Annotated in this window: 20 protein-coding genes and 2 pseudogenes; 13 read left to right on the top strand and 9 right to left on the bottom strand. The window is 69.5% G+C overall.

Annotated elements, in window-relative coordinates:
* Positions 1-101 precede the first annotated feature (101 nt).
* The 8 genes and pseudogenes from ACWEOE_RS40235 (at position 102) to ACWEOE_RS40200 (ending at position 5059) form a co-directional block, all read left to right on the top strand.
* On the top strand, positions 102-995 hold the full coding sequence (locus ACWEOE_RS40235; RefSeq protein ID WP_452018774.1) for a class I fructose-bisphosphate aldolase: 894 nt from the start codon (positions 102-104) through the stop codon (positions 993-995).
* Positions 996-1032: 37 nt separating this feature from the next.
* A complete protein-coding gene (locus tag ACWEOE_RS40230; protein ID WP_452018772.1) occupies positions 1033-1206 on the top strand; it encodes a hypothetical protein in 174 nt (57 codons plus the stop codon).
* On the top strand, positions 1206-1640 hold the full coding sequence (locus tag ACWEOE_RS40225; RefSeq protein ID WP_452018770.1) for a cation-transporting P-type ATPase: 435 nt from the start codon (positions 1206-1208) through the stop codon (positions 1638-1640). Before ACWEOE_RS40230 ends, ACWEOE_RS40225 begins: the two co-directional genes overlap by 1 nt.
* Positions 1537-2379 (top strand): HAD-IC family P-type ATPase, encoded by an 843-nt coding sequence (locus tag ACWEOE_RS40220; RefSeq protein ID WP_452018768.1) that lies wholly within the window; start codon positions 1537-1539, stop codon positions 2377-2379. Before ACWEOE_RS40225 ends, ACWEOE_RS40220 begins: the two co-directional genes overlap by 104 nt.
* A pseudogene (locus ACWEOE_RS40215) lies at positions 2264-2620 on the top strand (cation transporting ATPase C-terminal domain-containing protein); the annotation flags it as partial. The gene ACWEOE_RS40220 and the pseudogene ACWEOE_RS40215, both read left to right, overlap by 116 nt.
* 119 nt (positions 2621-2739) lie before the next feature.
* On the top strand, positions 2740-3150 hold the full coding sequence (locus ACWEOE_RS40210; protein WP_452018766.1) for a DUF2267 domain-containing protein: 411 nt from the start codon (positions 2740-2742) through the stop codon (positions 3148-3150).
* Positions 3151-3606: 456 nt separating this feature from the next.
* Entirely contained in the window at positions 3607-4083 is a 477-nt protein-coding gene (locus ACWEOE_RS40205) for a DUF6292 family protein (RefSeq protein ID WP_452018764.1), read from the top strand.
* Positions 4073-5059, top strand: a complete 987-nt coding sequence (locus ACWEOE_RS40200) for an Acg family FMN-binding oxidoreductase (RefSeq protein WP_452018762.1) — start codon at positions 4073-4075, stop codon at positions 5057-5059. Before ACWEOE_RS40205 ends, ACWEOE_RS40200 begins: the two co-directional genes overlap by 11 nt.
* A gap of 11 nt (positions 5060-5070) precedes the next feature.
* Here the strand turns inward: ACWEOE_RS40200 and ACWEOE_RS40195 are convergent, their stop codons facing one another.
* The 6 genes from ACWEOE_RS40195 to acsA form a co-directional block, all read right to left on the bottom strand.
* Positions 5071-5733, bottom strand: coding sequence for a LiaF transmembrane domain-containing protein (locus ACWEOE_RS40195; RefSeq protein WP_452018760.1), 663 nt, complete (start codon positions 5731-5733; stop codon positions 5071-5073).
* Positions 5734-6006: 273 nt separating this feature from the next.
* A complete protein-coding gene (locus tag ACWEOE_RS40190; RefSeq protein WP_220241571.1) occupies positions 6007-6264 on the bottom strand; it encodes an acyl carrier protein in 258 nt (85 codons plus the stop codon).
* Positions 6261-7556 carry a dihydrolipoamide acetyltransferase family protein gene (locus ACWEOE_RS40185; protein WP_452018757.1) on the bottom strand — a complete coding sequence of 432 codons (1296 nt, stop codon included), beginning with the start codon at positions 7554-7556 and terminating at the stop codon, positions 6261-6263. Before ACWEOE_RS40185 ends, ACWEOE_RS40190 begins: the two co-directional genes overlap by 4 nt.
* A gap of 1 nt (position 7557) precedes the next feature.
* Positions 7558-8526 carry an alpha-ketoacid dehydrogenase subunit beta gene (locus ACWEOE_RS40180; protein WP_452018755.1) on the bottom strand — a complete coding sequence of 323 codons (969 nt, stop codon included), beginning with the start codon at positions 8524-8526 and terminating at the stop codon, positions 7558-7560.
* Complete coding sequence (gene pdhA, locus ACWEOE_RS40175; RefSeq protein WP_452018753.1) at positions 8523-9512, bottom strand: pyruvate dehydrogenase (acetyl-transferring) E1 component subunit alpha; 990 nt, start codon at positions 9510-9512, stop codon at positions 8523-8525. The genes ACWEOE_RS40180 and pdhA overlap by 4 nt, the downstream gene beginning before the upstream one ends.
* Positions 9509-11275, bottom strand: coding sequence for an acetate--CoA ligase (gene acsA, locus ACWEOE_RS40170; protein WP_452018751.1), 1767 nt, complete (start codon positions 11273-11275; stop codon positions 9509-9511). The genes pdhA and acsA overlap by 4 nt, the downstream gene beginning before the upstream one ends.
* Before the next feature lie 409 nt (positions 11276-11684).
* On the opposite strand from acsA, the gene ACWEOE_RS40165 reads away from it, so the two are divergent.
* The 4 genes and pseudogenes from ACWEOE_RS40165 to ACWEOE_RS40150 form a co-directional block, all read left to right on the top strand.
* On the top strand, positions 11685-12083 hold the full coding sequence (locus ACWEOE_RS40165) for a universal stress protein (RefSeq protein ID WP_452018749.1): 399 nt from the start codon (positions 11685-11687) through the stop codon (positions 12081-12083).
* A 380-nt stretch (positions 12084-12463) separates the two neighbouring features.
* The gene (locus ACWEOE_RS40160; protein WP_452018747.1) at positions 12464-13078 is read left to right on the top strand and encodes a CBS domain-containing protein; all 615 of its coding nucleotides are present in this window, start codon (positions 12464-12466) and stop codon (positions 13076-13078) included.
* Positions 13075-13977: a universal stress protein gene (locus tag ACWEOE_RS40155; RefSeq protein ID WP_452018745.1), complete on the top strand. Its 903-nt coding sequence runs from the start codon at positions 13075-13077 to the stop codon at positions 13975-13977. The genes ACWEOE_RS40160 and ACWEOE_RS40155 overlap by 4 nt, the downstream gene beginning before the upstream one ends.
* Positions 13931-14702, top strand: a pseudogene (locus ACWEOE_RS40150) (phosphoketolase family protein); the annotation flags it as partial. The gene ACWEOE_RS40155 and the pseudogene ACWEOE_RS40150, both read left to right, overlap by 47 nt.
* Before the next feature lie 87 nt (positions 14703-14789).
* On the opposite strand, the gene ACWEOE_RS40145 reads toward ACWEOE_RS40150, so the two are convergent.
* A complete protein-coding gene (locus ACWEOE_RS40145) occupies positions 14790-15188 on the bottom strand; it encodes a CBS domain-containing protein (protein ID WP_452018743.1) in 399 nt (132 codons plus the stop codon).
* 220 nt (positions 15189-15408) lie between these two features.
* Between ACWEOE_RS40145 and ACWEOE_RS40140 the strand changes: the two genes are divergently transcribed.
* On the top strand, positions 15409-16008 hold the full coding sequence (locus ACWEOE_RS40140; RefSeq protein ID WP_452018741.1) for an Rv1733c family protein: 600 nt from the start codon (positions 15409-15411) through the stop codon (positions 16006-16008).
* 24 nt (positions 16009-16032) lie between these two features.
* Here ACWEOE_RS40140 and ACWEOE_RS40135 read toward each other — a convergent pair whose 3' ends face one another.
* On the bottom strand, positions 16033-16959 hold the full coding sequence (locus ACWEOE_RS40135; protein ID WP_452018739.1) for a galactose-1-phosphate uridylyltransferase: 927 nt from the start codon (positions 16957-16959) through the stop codon (positions 16033-16035).
* Positions 16956-18374 carry a glycosyltransferase gene (locus tag ACWEOE_RS40130; RefSeq protein WP_452018777.1) on the bottom strand — a complete coding sequence of 473 codons (1419 nt, stop codon included), beginning with the start codon at positions 18372-18374 and terminating at the stop codon, positions 16956-16958. The genes ACWEOE_RS40135 and ACWEOE_RS40130 overlap by 4 nt, the downstream gene beginning before the upstream one ends.
* Positions 18375-18420: the final 46 nt, after the last annotated feature.

Below are 18420 nucleotides of genomic sequence, written 5' to 3'. Positions count from 1 at the left end.
ATCCGACGGCTCAGTCATGACAGCCATACCCGAAACCCCCGGGTCCTCCGATCCTACGAACGACCAGATCAAACCCGTACTCGAAAGGTAGGACATCCGTCATGACACCTCGTCCACCGCTGGCCGAGCTGGGGCTGAACACCGGGAAGAAGGCACGGTTGCACCGAATTCTGCACGAACACGGCCTGCGCAACGGGACCGCGTTCTTCCTGCCCTATGACCAGGGCCTCGAGCACGGGCCGCGGGACTTCTTCGCCAATCCGCGGGCCGGTGACCCGAAATACATCCTGAAGCTGGCTGTCGAGGGCGGCTTCAACGGGATCGCCATCCAGATCGGGCTCGCCGAGAAGTTCTATTGGGACTACGCGGGCGAGCTCCCGCTGGTGCTGAAGCTCAATGGGAAGACCGAGATCCCATCGGATGCCGAGGCGCTGTCGCCGCTGCACGGCAGCGTCGAGGAAGCCGTGCGGCTCGGCGCTGACGCCGTCGGCTACACCCTCTACGTCGGCACGCCCGCACAGGAGCACGATTTCGCGCAGCTACGCCAGGTCCGCGCGGACGCCCACCGGCTCGGCATGCCGCTGATCGTGTGGGCCTACCCGCGCGGCGCGGCGATCGAGGCCAAAGGCGGGCGGGATTCCTTCTACGCCGTGGACTACGCCGCGCGAACGGCCACCGAGCTCGGTGCCGACGTCGTGAAGGTGAACTTCCCGCACCCGGACAAGAATTCGCACGTGCCACGGGCCTACGACGCGGAGTTCACGAGCCAGCAGGCCATTGACGCCGTCGTGCGCTCGGCCGGCCGGACACTGCTGCTCGTCTCCGGCGGGTCCAGAGCGGGCGACGACGCGATGTTCGAGAAGGCGCGCCAGGCCATGGAAGCCGGGGCGACCGGCCTGATCTTCGGCCGCAACGTCTGGCAGCGCGAACACGACGAATCGCTGCGGTTTGTCTCCGCGCTGCGCGAAATCCTCGCCAAGTACCCCAGTGTGTGATCCGAAGCAGGCGGTTGGGCAGGAGAAGCATTGGCTGGTGGGCATCTTCATCGGCGAGGACGGCACGCCCGGACCCGTGCGGCCGCTCGGCCGCAACCGGCTCCCCGGGAGGCGGCGACTCGAAAGCCGAGGAGGCGTGATGCGGACCAGAGGCTTGCGTGAAGGGAACCAGCTCGTCGGTGCGACGGCAATCCACCGCGGCGACGCCTGATGGCCGCGCCGAGCACCGGAGCGCTCGACACACCGCACGCGATCCCGTTGGAGGTGCTGGTCGAGAAGCTTCGGACCGACCTGGCAGCCGGGCTGGACGCTGGTGAGGCTGCCGCCCGGCTGGTCAGTCACGGGCCGAACCAGCTCGAGACGGCCCAGGGACCGGGACTCCTGAGGCGGGTGCTGGCTCAGCTTCGTGACCCGCTGATCTACATGCTGCTGGCCGCGGGCCTCGTCACACTGGCATTCGGCGGCTACGTCGACGCCGCCGTCATCGGTGGGGGTGGTCCTGCTCAACGCACTGATCGGGTATGTGCAGGAGTCTCGCGCTGTGCACGCGCTCGACGCACTGGGCCGGTTGGTGCCGGTGGAAGCGACGGTGGTTCGCGGCGGTCGCGGGCAGCGGGTTCCGGCCGAGGAACTCGTGCCCGGTGACATTGTGGAGCTCGCCGGTGGTGACCGGATCCCGGCCGATGTCCGGCTCGCCGAACTGCACGCGCTGGAAATCGACGAGTCGGCACTGACGGGCGAGTCGGTACCGGTGTCGAAGACCGTGGCGGTGCTGCCCGATGACACCATCGTCGCCGATCGGACGAATACCGCGTACTCCGGGACGGTCGTCACACATGGCTCGGCGCGCGCCTTGGTCGTGGCCACCGGCGCGGCGACGCAGCTCGGCGGCATCCAGCGGATGGTCAGCGGTGCCGGCCCGGCCGTCACCCCGCTGACCCGCAAGCTCACCGGGTTCTCCCGGCATCTGACCATCGGGATTGTGGCCGTGGCTGCGGCCGCATTCACGGTCGGCCTGGTGCGGGGGATGTCGATGGCTGAGATTTTCACCGCCGCCGTCGCACTTGCCGTGGGCGCGATCCCGGAGGGGCTGCCTGCGGCGGTGACCATCGTGCTGGCCATCGGCGTCGTGCGGATGTCACGGCGCGGTGCGATCGTGCGCCATCTCCCCGCGGTGGAAACCCTCGGGTCGACCACAGTGATCTGCACCGACAAGACCGGTGTTCCTCGGGCTCACCTTGGCGTTCGAGCTGCAAGAGCCGGACTTGATGCGCCGCCCGCCGCTCCCGCCGCGGCAACCGCTGTTCACTGCTGCCCTGCTGCGGCGGGTCCTCGTGCTCTCGATCCTGTTGGTGGCAGCCGCGTTCTGGGCCTACCGCGCTGAGCTCGCTGCGGGCGCAGCGATCGCGGAGGCGCGTACCAGCGCGACGAACGTGTTCGTCGGGGTGCAGATCGCCTACCTGATCACTTGCCGTTCGCTGAACCGGCTCGTCGTGCTCGCGTGGCCCCGGCACAGCGGAATACTGGCCCTCGGCATCGGAGCCACCGCGGTGCTCCAACTGGTGCTCACCTACGTGCCTGTGATGAATACGCTGTTCCACACCGCGCCGGTCGGAGCTGGGACGTGGTTTCGGGTCCTGGTCGCTGTGGCGGTCACCTTCGTCGTGGTCGAGGCCGACAAGGTCGTCTGGCGCGGTCAAGGGGCCGATGCGAACCTTGGGGTCCTCGTCCGCAGGAGGCCACGATGTCCGACCCCTTTGCACACGCGGAAAGCACCGCGCACGAGTGGCTGGCCGTGGTCCGCGACCACCTCGGCGCGAAAGACGACCGGGACGCGCACCGGATGCTCCGTGCCTGGCTGCATACGGTGCGCGATCGGCTGACCGTGGAGGGCGCCGCGAGGTTCGCGGCCCAGCTGCCAGAGCTGCTGCGCGGCTTGTTCTACGAGGGCTGGCATCCGGCCTTCGTACCGACCCGGTACGCCGTCCCCGGTTTTGTGGCCCGGTTCGCTGGGTCCGCCGACTCGACGCGCGCCGAGGTACCGGCGGCGGTCGGGAGTCTGTGCCGCCTCGACGGCGTTCTGGAACTGCTGCCCGTGTCGGTGGTCGAGCTGCTCGGCGGTAAGTCCGAGGCAAGAAGGCCCCTCTCGAGATGACCGACGCCTACGGCGGCGGTGCGCGCTGCAGGTTGTCCGGGCCGGCCAGCCGGAGCACCGCGTCGTCGGTGTGCAGGGCGTCGCAGCGGGCACGGTCACCGTGTTCGGCGCATCCGCGGGCAGCTCAGCTCTGCGCCGCGGAACAAGCTCGACATTCTCACGGTCCGCGGTTGCTGCGGCGCGGGCTGTTCGTGGCACGGGTCTACGTGGGCTGGCGCCTGTCGCGTCTCTCGTGCCGCCCGGACGGCGGTGCTCGCGCCGATGCTGGCCGCCGCAACGCTGCGCCGCAGGACGCGCTGAGGCCGTTCGTCACCCGGACACGGGCCGTACGGCCACCTCGGCGCACCGGTCGGCCGAGGTGTGCTGGAGACGAGACGGGCAGGCAAAGGAGAAACGAATGGCTGCACTTGGCCGAGTGCGTCGGAGCGAAGTGGGGACGGAAGGTGGAGGGGCACCGTGACCCACCCGCTCGGAGATGATTCGGATCGGGAATACGCGTTCCTGTGCGGTCTGTCCGGCTACGTCGCCGCCGTGAGTGCCGCGATGGGCGTGGGCGAGGCGTCGTGTACCACCGACCTGGACCCGCCCCTCTCGGCGTACATCGCGCTGGAGATGCGCCTGCCCCAACACTCCGATCGGGACGTCGCGCTGTTGTGGGACGAGCGGCACGGCTGGTCGGTGGCGATCGAGACAAACTCGGGTGAGGATCTCCTCGTCGTCGCCTACGCCGGCGCGCAGCTCGTACCGGAGCCGGCGCGCCTGTCGCTATTCCTCGCGGAGCTCATTCGCGGCGATGCGCAGGTCCTCACCGCGGCTCCCGAACTGGAAGGTCCGGAGGAACGCTTGCTCACCAGCCTGCAGCGTTATCGCCGCGACCTGTGGACAGCGGGTGCGGGTCGGCTCGGCCGGAGGGGTGAGGGCGGTGGAGACTGATGTCTGGACGAGCGCCGAGACCGAGCACCTCGCTCGGGCCGTGCTCGGCGCACCGTCCGTGCACAACCTCCAGCCGTGGCTGCTGGACCTCGCACCGGGACGGGCGTGGCTGCGTGAACGGGACGACCTCGTTCTGCCACACCACGACCCGGACGGTCGGGATCGCGCCGCGTCGTGCGGTGCGGCGGTCGTGAACCTCGAGCTGGCAGTCCGAACGCTGGGGCGGGCAGCTGAGGTCGTCCTGCTGCCGGACGAACACCGGCCCGAGGTGGTGGCGCGGGTGGATGCCCAGCGGTCGTCGGCGCCCACGCACGAAGAGGTCCGGCTGCACCGCGCGATCGCCCACCGAGCGAGCCATCGGAGGCCATTCGGCTTGCAACCGGTGCGTGACAGCGCCGCTCGGAGGGTTGTCTCGGCCGCCAGGACGTCGGGTGTCGATGCCCGGCTCGTCACCCGTGAGCCCGACATCGCGGCCGTCGCGAAGTTGCTGCACGTCGCGGCGGGGAAGTTCCAGTCCGACAGCGGGTACCAGCGTGAGCTGTCGTTGTGGACGATCCGGGACGAGGCGACGCACCGTCACGGCGTCGGCATTCCCGCGGGTCGCATCCCGGCCGGTGCAGTGCCTTGGGCGGGACTGGTCCGCCGGGCGACCGAGATCCCGCACCGGACCGAGATCGAAGAGCGGCTGGCGGCCGGCGTCCTGGTCGTTCTCGTGACGCCCGGCGATACCCGCCTGGACCACTTGCGGGCTGGATACGCCTTGGAACTCGCGTGGCTCACGGCAGTCGACCTCGGCCTGGTGGGCGCCGTGCTGACTCAGCCCCTGCACCTCGAAACGGTGCGCGCGAAACTCGGTGAAGAGCTCTCGTTGACAGGAGTACCGCAGGTGCTCATGCGGATCGGACACAGTTCGGAACCGGAACCGCCGCGGGTGCGGCGGTCGACCGAAGAGCTCGTGCAGCACGGTGAGGACTGACGGCCCGGCTGTCAGCTCGGTTCGTGCGCGACCTTGACCCCGCCGAGCACGGCTGTGGCGTTGACCTTCAGGACGGGTGCGTTGTCCGGGAGAACACCGTCGTCGGCGGAGGTCTTGTCCTCGTAGCCGCCGAGGATCGGCAGCCCGCCGACGTGCACGCGCCAGTCTTCGGGCACCAGCACGTCGACGCCGCCGAAGAGCGCGAACGCATCGACCGTCGCCTGGTCGTCGACGTGGGCGTGACGCAGGTCGAGGGTGGAACCGCCCAGGACCGCCGCGACGTCGGCATGGGTGAAGTGCTCGGACCGGTCGACGGTCTTCGCCCCGCCCAGCAGGGCCAGCGATTCGGTGCGCGGCAGGGAGCGGGACCGGCTTGGCCGCAGCCCGGCGAGGACCACGACTCCCGCGAGGAGCAGCAGCGCCGGCCAGAACAACGTCTTTTGCGTCCACTGCAGCTGCCCCGCGAGCAGCACCAGCCCGACGACGGTCAGCAGGCCCGGACCGAACGAGACCCGTCGCTGCGACCACATCGCCGTGAGACCCAACCCGATGATCGCCAGCGGCCACCACCGCCCGGCGGTGACGTTCCATTCCGCGACGCCGGCGGTGTCCAGGATTCCCAGTACGCCCAGGGCCACCAGGACGAGCCCGAACCAGATGCGGACCAGCTTCATCACGACCTCCTTGTGCCGGTTGGGTTACCTGCTTTCGCCGGATGCAGGGGCGCGGCGAGGGCTCGACCGCCTTCGTCGGCGGGGCGAATGGCCGCGCGTGATCTTCTCGACGCGCACCGCACCGCGGTGGCGTCACGACCGAGACTCGAAGCACCGAAGTCCCCGGCCGACGAAGGCGGCAACTGTGTGGCCAAGTCGTCGACCACGGACACCACCGCGGGCAGCTCGCGCCGACGACGAGTGAGCACGGCTGTCCCAGGGGCTTGATCGCAGTCAGCGATGTGCTTCGCCGAGGAAGTCCGCGGCTGAGTCCAGGGTGGCCAGGTGGTCGTAGTCGTCCTCCTCGATGCGACGTCCGAGCTGTTCCGACAGCCGTTCCACGAAGGTCAGGAAGTCCATCGAATCGAGTTCGAGGGCTTCGCGGAGGTTTTCCGACGGCGACAGTTGCTCGAGTTCGGCTTCGCTGGCGAAGCCGGCCAGCGCGGCGTGGAGCGCGCTTTTCGCTTCGGCACGGGTGAGCGGCGGGGTCATAGTTCCTCCGGTTGCTGCAGCAGAGCGGCAACGCGACTCAAGAAACGCGCACCGGTCGCGCCGTCGCTGGCGCGGTGGTCGGCAGACAGCGTCGCGGTGACAAGAGGGCGGACGCCGAGCAGGCCGTCGACTGCCCATGGGCGCGAGGTGATCGCGCCGAACCCCACGAGGGCGACCTGCGGCGGGTAGATGACGCCGTGAACCGACTCGACGCCGTTGTCGCCGAGATTGGTCACGGTGATGGTGCCTGCCGTGAGGTCCGTGGAGCGCAAGGCCCCCGTCCTCGCCCGGATCACAGCGGCACGCAGTTCGGCCATCAGCTCCGATGCGGAGCGGTCCGCCGCGTCGAGAATCACGGGCGTGAGGAGCCCACCTCCGCGCAGGGCGACTGCCGTCCCGAGGTGGACGGAGTCCGCCGGGCGGAAGCTGTCGTCGACCCAGTGTCCATTGAGCTGAGGTGCACGCCGGGCGGCCAGCGCGGTCGCCTTGAGCAGGAGCGCCGTGGGCAGGAGCCGCTCGGGTACCGGAACGTGCAAGTTGTGCTCGCGCAGCCACTTCACCGCGGTGTGCAGGTCGATCGTGGTGGACAGGTAGTAATGCGGGATCTCGCGCTTGGCCCGCGCCATCAGGGCGCCGATCGCCCGGCGCATGGCTTCCGCGTCCTGGCCGTGGCGCGCCGGCGCTCGTTCCGCCCGGCGCTGGGCCGCTGCTCGTACATCGCGAGCGTGGATCGCCCGGCGCGCCTGCGCCGGGGGGAGGGAGGACACGGCCACCCCCAGTTCGGTCGCCAGCTTCCGGGCGTAGGGCGAAATGCGGACGCGGCCTCCCGGCAGCGAGGTCCGCGCGGCGATGGCCCGCGCGACGTCGGCGTGAGTCACCTGTCCGTCGCGGCCCGAGCCGTGCACGGTCGTGAGGTCGACTCCGGACTCCGCGGCGAACTTGCGGGTCGGCGGTGTCGCGAGCCGCACTTCGGCGGGAGGACCTGGCTCTACATGTGGAACGGTCTCCGGTGCAGGTCCACGTTCGTCCTGCGTCGGTCCGACTTCAGTCATGCCGCGACCCGCGGCGAGGACAGCCAGCGGTGTCCCCACCGGAACGCGCGTGCCCACCGGCACGAGAACCTCGCTCACCTTGCCGCTGGTGAAACACTCGACCTCGATCGCGGCTTTGTCCGTGTCCACCACCGCAACGATGTCACCCTTTCGCACGGTGTCCCCGGCCTTCACCAGCCATTCGAGGACCGTGCCCTCGGTCATGTCCGCGCCGAGCGCGGGCATCAGGAACTCCGCCATCTCAGCCCACCGCCCGCCGGGCTGCTGCCACGACGTCCGCCAGCTGCGGCAGGGCGGCTTGCTCGAGTTGCTGCGCGTAGGGGATCGGCACCTCGGCGGTGCACACGCGTTCGATCGGGGCGTCGAGCTCGTACAGCGAGTTTTCCGCGACCCGCGCCGCGATCTCGGCGGACAGGCTGCCGCTGCGCCAGCCTTCGTCGACGACGACCAGGCGGTGCGTGCGGGCGATCGAGTCGAGGATCGCGGGCTCGTCGAGAGGCCGCAGCGTACGCAGGTCGAGGACTTCGGCGTCGACGCCCGAATCGGCGAGTTCACCGGCGGCGTCGAGTGCGGTGCGCAGTGTGCCGCCGTAGGCGATCAAGGTGACGTCGGTGCCGGGTCGTCGGATCACCGCGCGGTCGATGTCCACCGCGCCTGCGTCCGGCGCCAGCTCACCGGACACGTTGTACAGCGTGCCGTGTTCGAACAGCAGGACCGGGTCCGGATCCTGCACCGCGGTCCACAGCATTCCGCGGGCGTCCTCCATCGTCGCGGGGGCGACGATCCGCAGGCCGGGGATGTGGGCGTACCAGCCTTCGAGGCTGTGGGAATGCTGCGCGGCGAGTTGCCGCCCGGCACCGGTTGTCATCCGGATCACCAGCGGCACGTTGAGCTGACCGCCGGACATGTGCAGCAGCGTCGCGGCGTTGTTGAGAATCTGGTCCAGCGCCAGCAAGCTGAAGTTGACCGTCATGATCTCGACGATCGGCCGCATCCCGCCGAGTGCGGCGCCGATCCCGGCGCCGACGAACGCGGACTCCGACAGGGGGGTGTCGCGGACGCGATCGGGCCCGAACTCTTCCAGCAGGCCGAGGCTGACCGCGAAGCATCCGCCGTAACGGCCGACGTCCTCGCCCATGAGGAACGTGCGCTCGTCGTGTTCGAGGGCATCGCGCAGGCCGGCCCGCAGAGCTTCGCGATAGGTGGTCATGGCCGCTCCGAGTAGACGAACCGCGTGAGGTCTTCGACCGGCTCGAGCGGGCCGGCCTCGGCCGCTTCGATCGCGGCGTTGATCTCCCGGTCCACGTCGGCCTCGATCGCCGCCGCCCGGCGCCCGGTCAATTCCCCGTCCTCGGTCATCCGGTGCTTGAGGCGGGGGATCGGGTCGGCTTCCTTCCAGCGCTCGATTTCCGATTTGTCGCGGTACCGGTCCGGGTCGTACATCGAGTGCGCGCGGAAGCGGTAGGTGCGCAGTTCGAGGAACTGCGGGCGGGGTTCGGTGCGGATCTTCTCGACGGCCTGATCGGCGGCTTCGGCGACGGCGAGCACGTCCATGCCGTCAACCGCGCGAGCCTGCATGCCGTAGGAGGCGGCGCGGGCGGCGAGATCGACCTCTGCCTGGGCCCGGTCCAGCCGCGTGCCCATCGCGTACAGGTTGTTCTCGCAGCAGAACAGCACTGGCAACCGCCAGAGTGCGGCGAGGTTGAGGCATTCGTGGAACTCGCCTTCTGCGACTGCGCCGTCACCGAACAGGCACACCGTGACCTGTGGCCGGCCGCGCATCGCATCGGCGAGTGCCAGGCCGACGGCGACCGGCAATCCGCCGCCGACGATCGCGTTCCCGCCGTAGAATCGCCGGGACGCGTCGAACAGGTGCATCGAGCCGCCTCGGCCGCGGCTGCACCCGGTGGTGCGCCCGTACATCTCGGCGAGCACCGCGTCCATGGGCAGTCCACGTGCGAGTGCGTGCCCGTGTTCGCGGTAGGTGGACACCACGGCGTCGCCGGCACCGACGGCCTGCAGAATTCCGGCCGCCACCGCTTCCTCGCCGATGTAGAGGTGCATGAAGCCGCGGATCCGCGCCGCGCTGTACAGCTCGACGCAACGTTCTTCGAACCGCCGGATCCGGACCATCTGGCGCAGCAATTCCGTACGGTGCTTCGCGCGGGCGCTCTGCGCGGCCTGTCGTCTGCTCATCCCGGGACCTCCAAGGTGGACACGTCGCCCTCGGGGAGCCCCAGCTCCCTGGCTTTGAGCAACCGACGCATCACTTTGCCGCTTCGGGTGTGCGGTAGCCACTGGTCGAACACGAGCTCTTTGGGTGCGACCGCGCCGAGCGCGTGCCGCCCGAAAACCAGCAGTTCCCAGCGGAGGGTTTCAGTGGGTTCGTAGCCGGGGCGCAGAGTCACGAACGCCTTGACGAGTTCGCCGGCGACCGGGTCGGGCTTGCCGATCACCCCCGCCTCAGCGACAGCGGGGTGCGCCAGCAGCGCGTTCTCGACTTCGAACGGGCCCACGAGGTGACCTGCTGATTTGATCACGTCGTCCGCGCGACCGACGAACCAGAAGTGGCCGTCTTCGTCCCGTCGGGCGACGTCGCCGGTGAGGTACCAGCCGTCGGCGAACGCGCGCGCGTAGCGCTCGGAGTCGTGCCAGTAGGCGCGGAACATCGACGGCCAGTCGGGTCGCAGGGCGAGCTCACCTTCCACCCCTGGCGCGGTGATCTCGTGAACCCGGCCATCGGTGACGAGGGCGCGTCCGTCCGGTCCTCGTTCGAGCAGACCGGCCTTGACGCCGGGAAGGGGCCGCCCCATGGAGCCTGGCCGGATCTCCGCCGCGGCGAGGTTGGCGATCATGATGGAGCCCGTCTCGGTCTGCCACCAGTTGTCGTGTACCGGCCGGCCCAGCGCCTCCTGGCCCCACACCACGACCTCCGGGTTGAGGGGCTCCCCGACACTGGCGACGAACCGTAGTGCAGCCAGATCGAAATCTCCGGGTTTTCGCGCATCGCGCATCAGCATCCGCAGTGCGGTCGGAGCGGTGTACCAAACGGTGACGTGCTGTGCTGCCAGGACCCGGTACCAGCGGAGGGCATCGAATTCGCCTTCGTCGCTGATCAGCGTGGCACCGTGCGTCAGCGGAGCGATCAGGCCGTAGGACATCCCGGTCACCCAGCCAGGATCGGCGGTGCACCAGAACATGTCGTCCGGCCGCAGGTCAAGGGCGTAGCGGGCGGTGACGTGGTGTGCGAGCACGGCTTGATGGACGTGGAGCGCGCCCTTCGGCGTGCCGGTCGTCCCGCTCGTGAAGTGCAGCAGCGCGGCGTCCTCCGGTTTCGTCGGCACGGCGTCGAACTCGGGGTCCGCAGCGGCCAGAGCAGGCCCGAGGGCGGTCGTCCGTGGTTCGGCGTCCCCGCCGACGAGGAGCACATGGCTGAGCGACGGTAAGAAGTCCCGGATTCCGCGTACCTTCCGTCGGTATAGCGCGGGAGTGGTGACCAGGACGGAACCTTCGCCGAGGCGCAGCCTCTCGCGGATCGGTTCGGGACCGAACGCGGAGAACAGCGGCGACACCACGCAACCAGCCTTCATCGTCCCCAGGGCCGCTACGTACAGTTCGGGTACGCGACCGAGGAGGGTGAACACCCGGTCGCCGCGGCGCACCCCGAGTTCTTGCAGCAAGTTCGCGAACCGGTTGGTCCACTCGCGGAGCTCGCTGTAGCTGAAGTCGTGCGCTCGGTCATGGCGATCGATCCAGCGGATCGCCGTCTGCCCGCCTCTTGGCCCGGCCGCGTGGCGGTCGACCGCCACGCAGGCGATGTTGAGGCTGTTCCCGCTTGGGAGACCGGACAGCTCCCGACGCGCTTCGTCCCAGCTGAACTCGCGGCACGCCCGCGCGTAGTCGCGCAGGTTGGCTGCAGCGCGGACCTGTTCGGGCTTACCGATGCGTGCCCAGGTCACGGCCGGCCTCGGTCACATCGCGGCAGTGTTCCGGTGGTGCACACGGAGTCCGCGGTGCTGCAGCGGCCCATCGTTGCCTCCTCGTGCCGGGGTGCTCAGGTTCTCTCCGCTCGTCCGGTCGCCGTGAGAGGCGTTGGTCCCCGCACCGGGGACTTTCGGACGCCGGTGGCCGGTGCCGCGACGCCGTGGACTTCCCTCCTCAGCGGTGCCGAATTGGGACGACTGCTCGCGGGCGAAGGACGACACACTCGTGCACACCGGCATCCCCGAGGCTCTGTGGGTACGTCGTCGACAGCGGCCAGCACACCTGCTCGCGAGCATGTGCTCCACACCGCCGGCCCGAGGGAGGCTGTGACGCTGCCGCTCAGGACACAGGACACCCCGCACTGACCGTCGCCTGGAGCGTGCGGTGCGCGAATACGCGGCAACGTCGCTGACGAGTCCCGCGCTTTCGTCCCACGGAACCACTCTCGTGGCGATCCATACCTGGAGCGAGATCACTCCGGACGGGTCGCTGCGGAAACGGGACTTCGACCCGGAGGCTGTTGCCGCCGCCGAGCACCGGTTGGTGGACGAGCAGTTGGCTCCCTCGCGCGAGAAGTTCCCTCATCTGCCGGTTGAGGTGGTGGTCGTGCGTGCCCGGACGGTCCAGACGCTGCTGGAACGCGGTGCAGGGGCCCAGCTGATCGTCGTCGGAAGCCGCGGGCGCGGCGGGTTCACCGGGATGCTGCTCGGCTCCAAGAGCAAGGCACTGCTGGCGCACTCCGCGTGCCCGGTCGCGGTCGTGCGGCCGGGAAGCAAGAAGTGATCTCGAAGCTTCCGTCCCTCGTGAGCGACGACGTCCTCGACGTCATTTCCCGCGATACCCGCATTGCGGTTGCCGCATCACGACCTCGTGCTGAGGCAAGTCGGACGGCGCCGGGCGCCGGGTCGAAGCGCCGCCGGCGGGCGAGAACTCAGAGGGACTGCGGTGGAGTGTCCGCGCGAGCAGCCGCGACTCGGAGCTCGTTCGTTGGCCGTCCGGGTGCTGCCCGCGTGTGCCAAGAGCGCGTCGGCAAAACGGCCTGGAGCGGGGTGCTCGGTCACCGAGCTGAGGACGTTGGTCCTTCGCGCCGGTGACTCCGGGCCGGAGCCCCGGATGCCGGGTGTTGCCTATTTTCGGTGTAGCACAGCGAAAGGGAGAACCCGATGCGTGCACGAGACCTGATGTCCGCGCCGGTGGTGACGGTCCATCCATGGGTGCCGGCCAAAGAGGCCGCGGAGGTGCTGTTCGAGCACGGATTCACCGCACTGCCGGTGGTCGACGACGACGAACGGCTCATCGGTATCGTCACCGAAGTCGACCTGATCCGCGGCCGGATCCCAGCTGACACCCGGTCGGCGCACCTGCGTCCCGAACCTCCCGCGCCGGTCGATACAACCGTGGAGCAGGTGATGAGCACGCCAGTCACTGCGATGTCTTCCGGCACCGACGTCGCCGACCTCTGCGAGGCTCTGGTCGACGCGAAGATCCGGGCGATGCCGATCGTCGACGGCAGCCGCGTGGTGGGCATCGTCACCCGGGGTGACGTGGTCCGGGTGCTGGCGCGCGAGGACGCAGCGATCGCGGTGGACGTGCGTCATCGGCTCGAGATCTACGGCGGGACGGGCCGCTGGAAAGTCGAGGTCCACGACGGGCTCGTGCGCATTGTCGACCGCTACGACGACACTACCGACCGTCACGTCGCCACCCTGCTCGCGCTCGCGGTGCCCGGTGTCGTCGGCGCCGAGACCGTTTCGTCCGGAGAGGACCCTTGGTCATGACAACGCACAACAGCACCACCGTGGTGGTAGGCGTCGACGGTTCCCCCGGTGCCGACGCGGCCGTCCAGTGGGCCGCGCGACTCGTGACCGGACGCGCCCTCGAGCTCGAAATCGTGCACTGCCTGCAGGTGGCAGCTCTCTACTACGGCGGTGCGCCGGCTGGGAGCGATGTGCTGTTCGACCAGCTCCGGCAAGACGGTGACCGGATCGTCGCGAAGGCCCGGGAGCAGGCGCTCTCCGTCGACGCGGCTCTCGCCGTGCGCACGGAGGTGCTCACCGACGCCCCGTCCGCCGGTCTGATCGAGCGGTCGCGGCGCGTCCGGATGGTCGTGGCCGGCCGGAGCGGGATCGGCGGGTTCGCCGGTATGCTCGTCGGTGCCACGGCCGCGACTGTCGCGAGTCACGCCTACTGCCCGGTGGCGGTGGTCCGCGGGCGGCATGGCGAGGGTCCGGTGCCTCTGGACGGCCCCGTCGTCGTCGGCGTTGACTGCACCCCGAACAGCGAAGCCGCCATCGGGGTCGCGTTCGAAGAAGCCGGCTTCCGCGGAGTTCCGCTAGTGGCAGTGCACGCGTGGAACGACGTCACGTACGACTCGGCCGACAGCACCGCCCGGCTGATGCCGCAGCTGGAATCCCTGGAGCCGACTGAGGAACGCCTCCTGGCACAGCGGCTCGCCGGCTGGCAGGAGAAGTACCCCGAGGTCGAGGTCCGCCGGATGCTTCTGCAGGACCGGCCGCGGACCGTCCTGCTCGCCGAGTCCGACCAGGCCCAGCTGGTGGTCGTCGGCAGCCGCGGGCGCGGCGGGTTCGCCGGGATGCTTCTCGGTTCGACGAGCCAGGCGCTGCTGCACCATGCGTCGTGTCCGGTGCTGGTGGTGCGGCCGGAGCCGAAGCGGTGACGGCTCTCGAGCCACCGCCGCGACTCTGCCGCCGGTCGAGCTGGCTCAGGTCGAAGCCCAATGGCGGGCGGCCAACTATCCGGCTGTGGGGCAGATCTACCTCATGGCCGATCCGCTGCTGAGGGAACCGCTTGTGGCCGGACAGATCAAACCGCGCCTGCTCGGCCACTGGGGGACCTCTCCCGGGTTGAGCTTCGTCTACGCGCACCTCAACCGCGCGATCCTGACGCACGACCTGGACGCGATCTTTGTAACGGGTCCCCGGCCACGGCGGGCCTGCTGTGCGGGGCGCACACGTGGCTCGAGGGCACGTACTCCGAGTTGTGGCCCGAGATTTCCCGCGACGAGGACGGATTGCATCGGCTCCTTCGGCAGTTCTCCTTCCCCGGCGGCGTGCCGAGCCACATATCCCCGCACGTCCCGGGCTCGATCCACGAAGGCGGGGAGCTGGGGTATTCACTCGCTCATGCGTTCGGCGCCACGTTCGACAACCCGGCTTGCTCGTCGCCTACGTCCTCGGGGACGGTGAAGCCGAGACGGGACCGTCGGCCATCAGCTGGCAGGCGAGCCGGTTCCTCGACCCGCGCCGCGACGGCGCGGTGCAGCCGATCCTGCACCTAAACGGGTACAAGATCGCCAACTCCACGGTGCTGGCGCGGATCTCGCCGTCCGAATTGGACGCTTTGCTGCGGGAGCCGGTTGGGCACCGGTACGTGGAGGGCGACTAACCGACGGTGATGCACCAGGCGATGGCGGCCGCGCTCCACGCCGTGGTCACCGCGACGCCGGACCCGCCGGTGGGCGGACCGTCCTCAGCAGGGTCCGGCGGTGGGCACGGCACGGAGCACGTCTCGGAACGTCACCATGCCGACCAGGATCCTGTTGTCCACCACAGGTAGTACACGCCCGCATCGTTCATGAGGCGGGCCAGTTCGGCCGGATCGAGACTTCCGGGCACGGCCAAGCCTGGGGCTGCGCATGACGGTCGCGACCGTGCGGTGGCGGCCCAGCACCGCGCCCGCGTCGGGATCACCGGCGGCCACGGGGTCACGGGAAAATCCGGCCGGCACGAGATCGACCTCGCTGACAAGCCCGATCGGTTTGCCGGCTTGGTCGACGACCGGAAGGGTGGTGAAGCCGTGTTCGGTCATCACAGCCGCGACTTCCGCGAGCGAGGCGGACGGGGTCACCGCGATCACCGGGGTGGCCATGATATCGCGCGTCTGGATAGCGGACTCCGTTCTTCCCGATCCGACCCTGCCGGTCGCGGGGACGAGAGGCCAAGGTTCTTTGGCCGCGACCTGACAGGCAGTGCGGTCGGGTGGCGGGGACTGCCTGCACGCCACCGCGGGTACAAGGCCTCGTCGGCCGCGCCGGTGTGCGGCCATGCTGGGGGCGAAACCCGTTGCGCGGCAAGGAAAGGTGAGAGACATGAACTCGTCGGCGAGCCGCTTGCTGCGGTGGCGGCACCTGCTCGTCCCCGGACACGGCTCGGTGGCGCGGACCTCGGACCGGGTGCAAGCCGCACTGGTGCTCGTGACGATCCTGGTGGCGCTGGCCGCGATCCCGTTCTCCGCGGCGGCCGGCTCGGCGGTCTACGCCGCGCAGAAGGAGCAGTCCGCCCGGGAGCTCACCGAAAACCGGCCGGCGACTACGACGCTCCTCGCAGACGGGCCACCGATGTCCGTCGGGGGCCGCAGCGGGGAAGTCGGTAGTCCGATGCCGATCGACGCGATGTGGTTCGGTCGCGATGGAGTGCGCCACTTCCCACGGGTGAACGCGCACGCAGGCACACACCGCGGTGACGTGCTACCGATCTGGGTGAACAGCTCCGGGAGCGTCGTCGCTCCGCCGTTGTTCGCTGAGGGCGCGGTGGTCAACTCGGCTGCCGCTGCAGTCGGTCTGTACTTCGTCACATGCCTGGCGCTTGCGGTGGCTTACGGGATCTCGGCGTTCGCGCTGAACCGTTATCGCGCCGGGAAGTGGCAGCAGGAGTGGTACGCGGAGCTGGCGAAGAAGGCAAATTCCTGAGGCGCTTCGCCTCGGGGCCGCGGCTCACGCCGGGGCGGCGGCAACCCGGTTGCGTAGCCGGGCGGCGGCTCGTTCCGGAGAAACAATGACCACCGGGATCCCCGTCACGAGCTCCAGCCCGGCGGCGATGCCGAGCCGGGGGAGCAGCTGAAGGGACCACGCGAGGAACGGTGCGTCCTCGAATCCGCTCGGTGCGGTGCGGACGACCAGATTGTAGGCAGGATCGCCGAACTCGGCCCGCACCGCGGAGAGGACCGCGCGCAAACAATGAGCGAGCGCGTCGATGCGCGCACGGGGTGCCACTGCGAAGTCGGCTTGCGGCTCGTGGAGGGTGAACCGCACTTCACAGTCGGCGGCCGGCGCGGAGGGGCTGAACGCGACGACCTGCTCGTCGGCGTAGACGATTCTGGTGCCGGTGGTGAGTTCGGCCGTCAGTTCGTCGTTCGCGATACACCGGCCGGTCGAGGCGTGGTGCTCGCGGGCGATCTCGAGCTCGCGGCGGGTGGCCGACGACAGCACGGGGAGGCCCGCTACCTGCGAATGCGGGTGGGACAGGGAGATGCCCGCGGCCAGGCCGTAGTTGCGGAAGACGGCGACCTGGGCCGTGTCCGCCCGCAGCGCACGGTGCCGTGCCTGCCACGCGGACAGTACGTCGGCGACTTCGGAAACCGGAGCAGTTGCCGGATCCCAGTCGTGGCGCGGTGATTCGATCACGACTTCGTGCCGGTCGGAGAGCGCGAACCGGTTGCGTACCGCGCGCACACGCCAGCCGTCGGCGTCGGCGAGCCGCCAGGTCTCGGCGGGGGTGTCCTCGCTCGGCCCGGGGCAGAACGGGCAGCACGCGCGGATCGGCAAGTGCGGCCGGGCGGCCCGGTCGGGCGCCAGGATCGACCACCCGTGAGTCTGGGCGTTACGGCGCAGTTCGCCTCCGTGCCAGCGCTTCGCAGTCATCGGTTCTTCCTCCCGGACGCGAGATACGCGGTGCGGCACGCCTGCGAGCAGAATCGGTGGAGCACCCCGTCGCGGCGTGCGGTGAAGGATTCGTCACCGGGCGTTGTCGAGAGTCCGCAGATCGGGTCCCGGTGCCCGCCGCGTGTCATCAGGGCGCCGGGCTGGTCTCCGTGGGCCAGGCCGTCGAGCAGGGTCAGCTCATCGAGTACGAGGCGGGGCACGAGGAAGTGGCGATGGACCCGTTCGCGCCCGGCAGCGGCCAGCGCGGCGGACCGCACGTGGTCGGTCAACAGCTCGGCCAGCGCTTTTGCGCAGCCTTCCGTCGAGTCGACCAGTACTCCGCCCGAATCGTCGGCGACTTGCAGAGGGATCCCGCCGGCCCGGCCCGCCACGACCGGTGTGTTCTTCCACAAAGCTTCGGAGACGACCAGGCCGAACCCCTCGCGGATGGACTTCTGCACCATCACCGCGGACGTGCGCTGGAAGGCGTTGACCTCGATGTTGCCGACGCCAGTGAGGTTCGTGAACACGTGGACGCCGCTGTCGGTCCGGGTCGCGTCGCTGATCGTGCGGTAGACCTCCCAGGCTTCCGGGTCGTCGAGCGCCATGGAACCGACCAGGGCGAGCTGTAAGTCCGGCACCTCGTCACGGACCAGCCGATACGCCTCGATCACGCCGAGCGGGTCCTTCCACGGGTCGAAACGGGAAACCTGCGTGATGAGCGGTTGCGCGGGCTCGATCCCGATCCAGTTCAGGACCGCGTGCGCGGTGCGCTCGTCGAGCGACATGTTCTTAGGGCTCAGCGGGTCGATCGCCGGAGGAATGACGTCGACGCGGTCACTGGACAGCGACGGGGGGACGAACTCCGCGAGCGTGAAGACCGTCGCGTCGTAGGGGGCGATGAACTTCTCCAGGTATCGCCACGCTTCGGGGTGCGGTTGCGACGTGTCGATGTGGCAGCGCCAGACCCAACGCGCCCGGGAGCCGTTCGCGAAAAGACGCAGGGCAGCCGGTTGCGGATCATGGACGAAGACGAAGTCCCACGACGCGAAGTCGGGGTCCTCGGCGAGGTCGGCGGCGTTGCGACGGGTGGTCTCCTCGTAGACGGCCCGGTCGGTCTCGGCCAGCGGATCCGGTGCGCCTTGCAGGGCGTTGTGAAGTTTCTTGGTGGCGGCGAAGAAAGCCGGTTCGCCGTTGATGATCTGCCACTCCGTGTGCAAGCCGAGGTCGTTGTAGAGCGGGACGACCGACCGGAGGAGTTCCGACACCCCGCCGCCATACGGCGTGGCGCTCAGGTGGAGCACGCGCGCGCCCCGCAGGCGTTCTGCAACGGTGGCCAGGGAATCGAGGATCCATTCCGGAGCGACGGCGCGATAGGCGTCGAGCGCCAAGTCGCCGGTGTCCACAGTCTGCATCGAACGCACCTCCCTCTCGCCCCGCCGTACAGCCAACCGGTGCCCG

The organism is Amycolatopsis sp. NPDC004368 (assembly GCF_053602515.1).
This window is presented reverse-complemented; position numbering and strand designations above follow the sequence as displayed.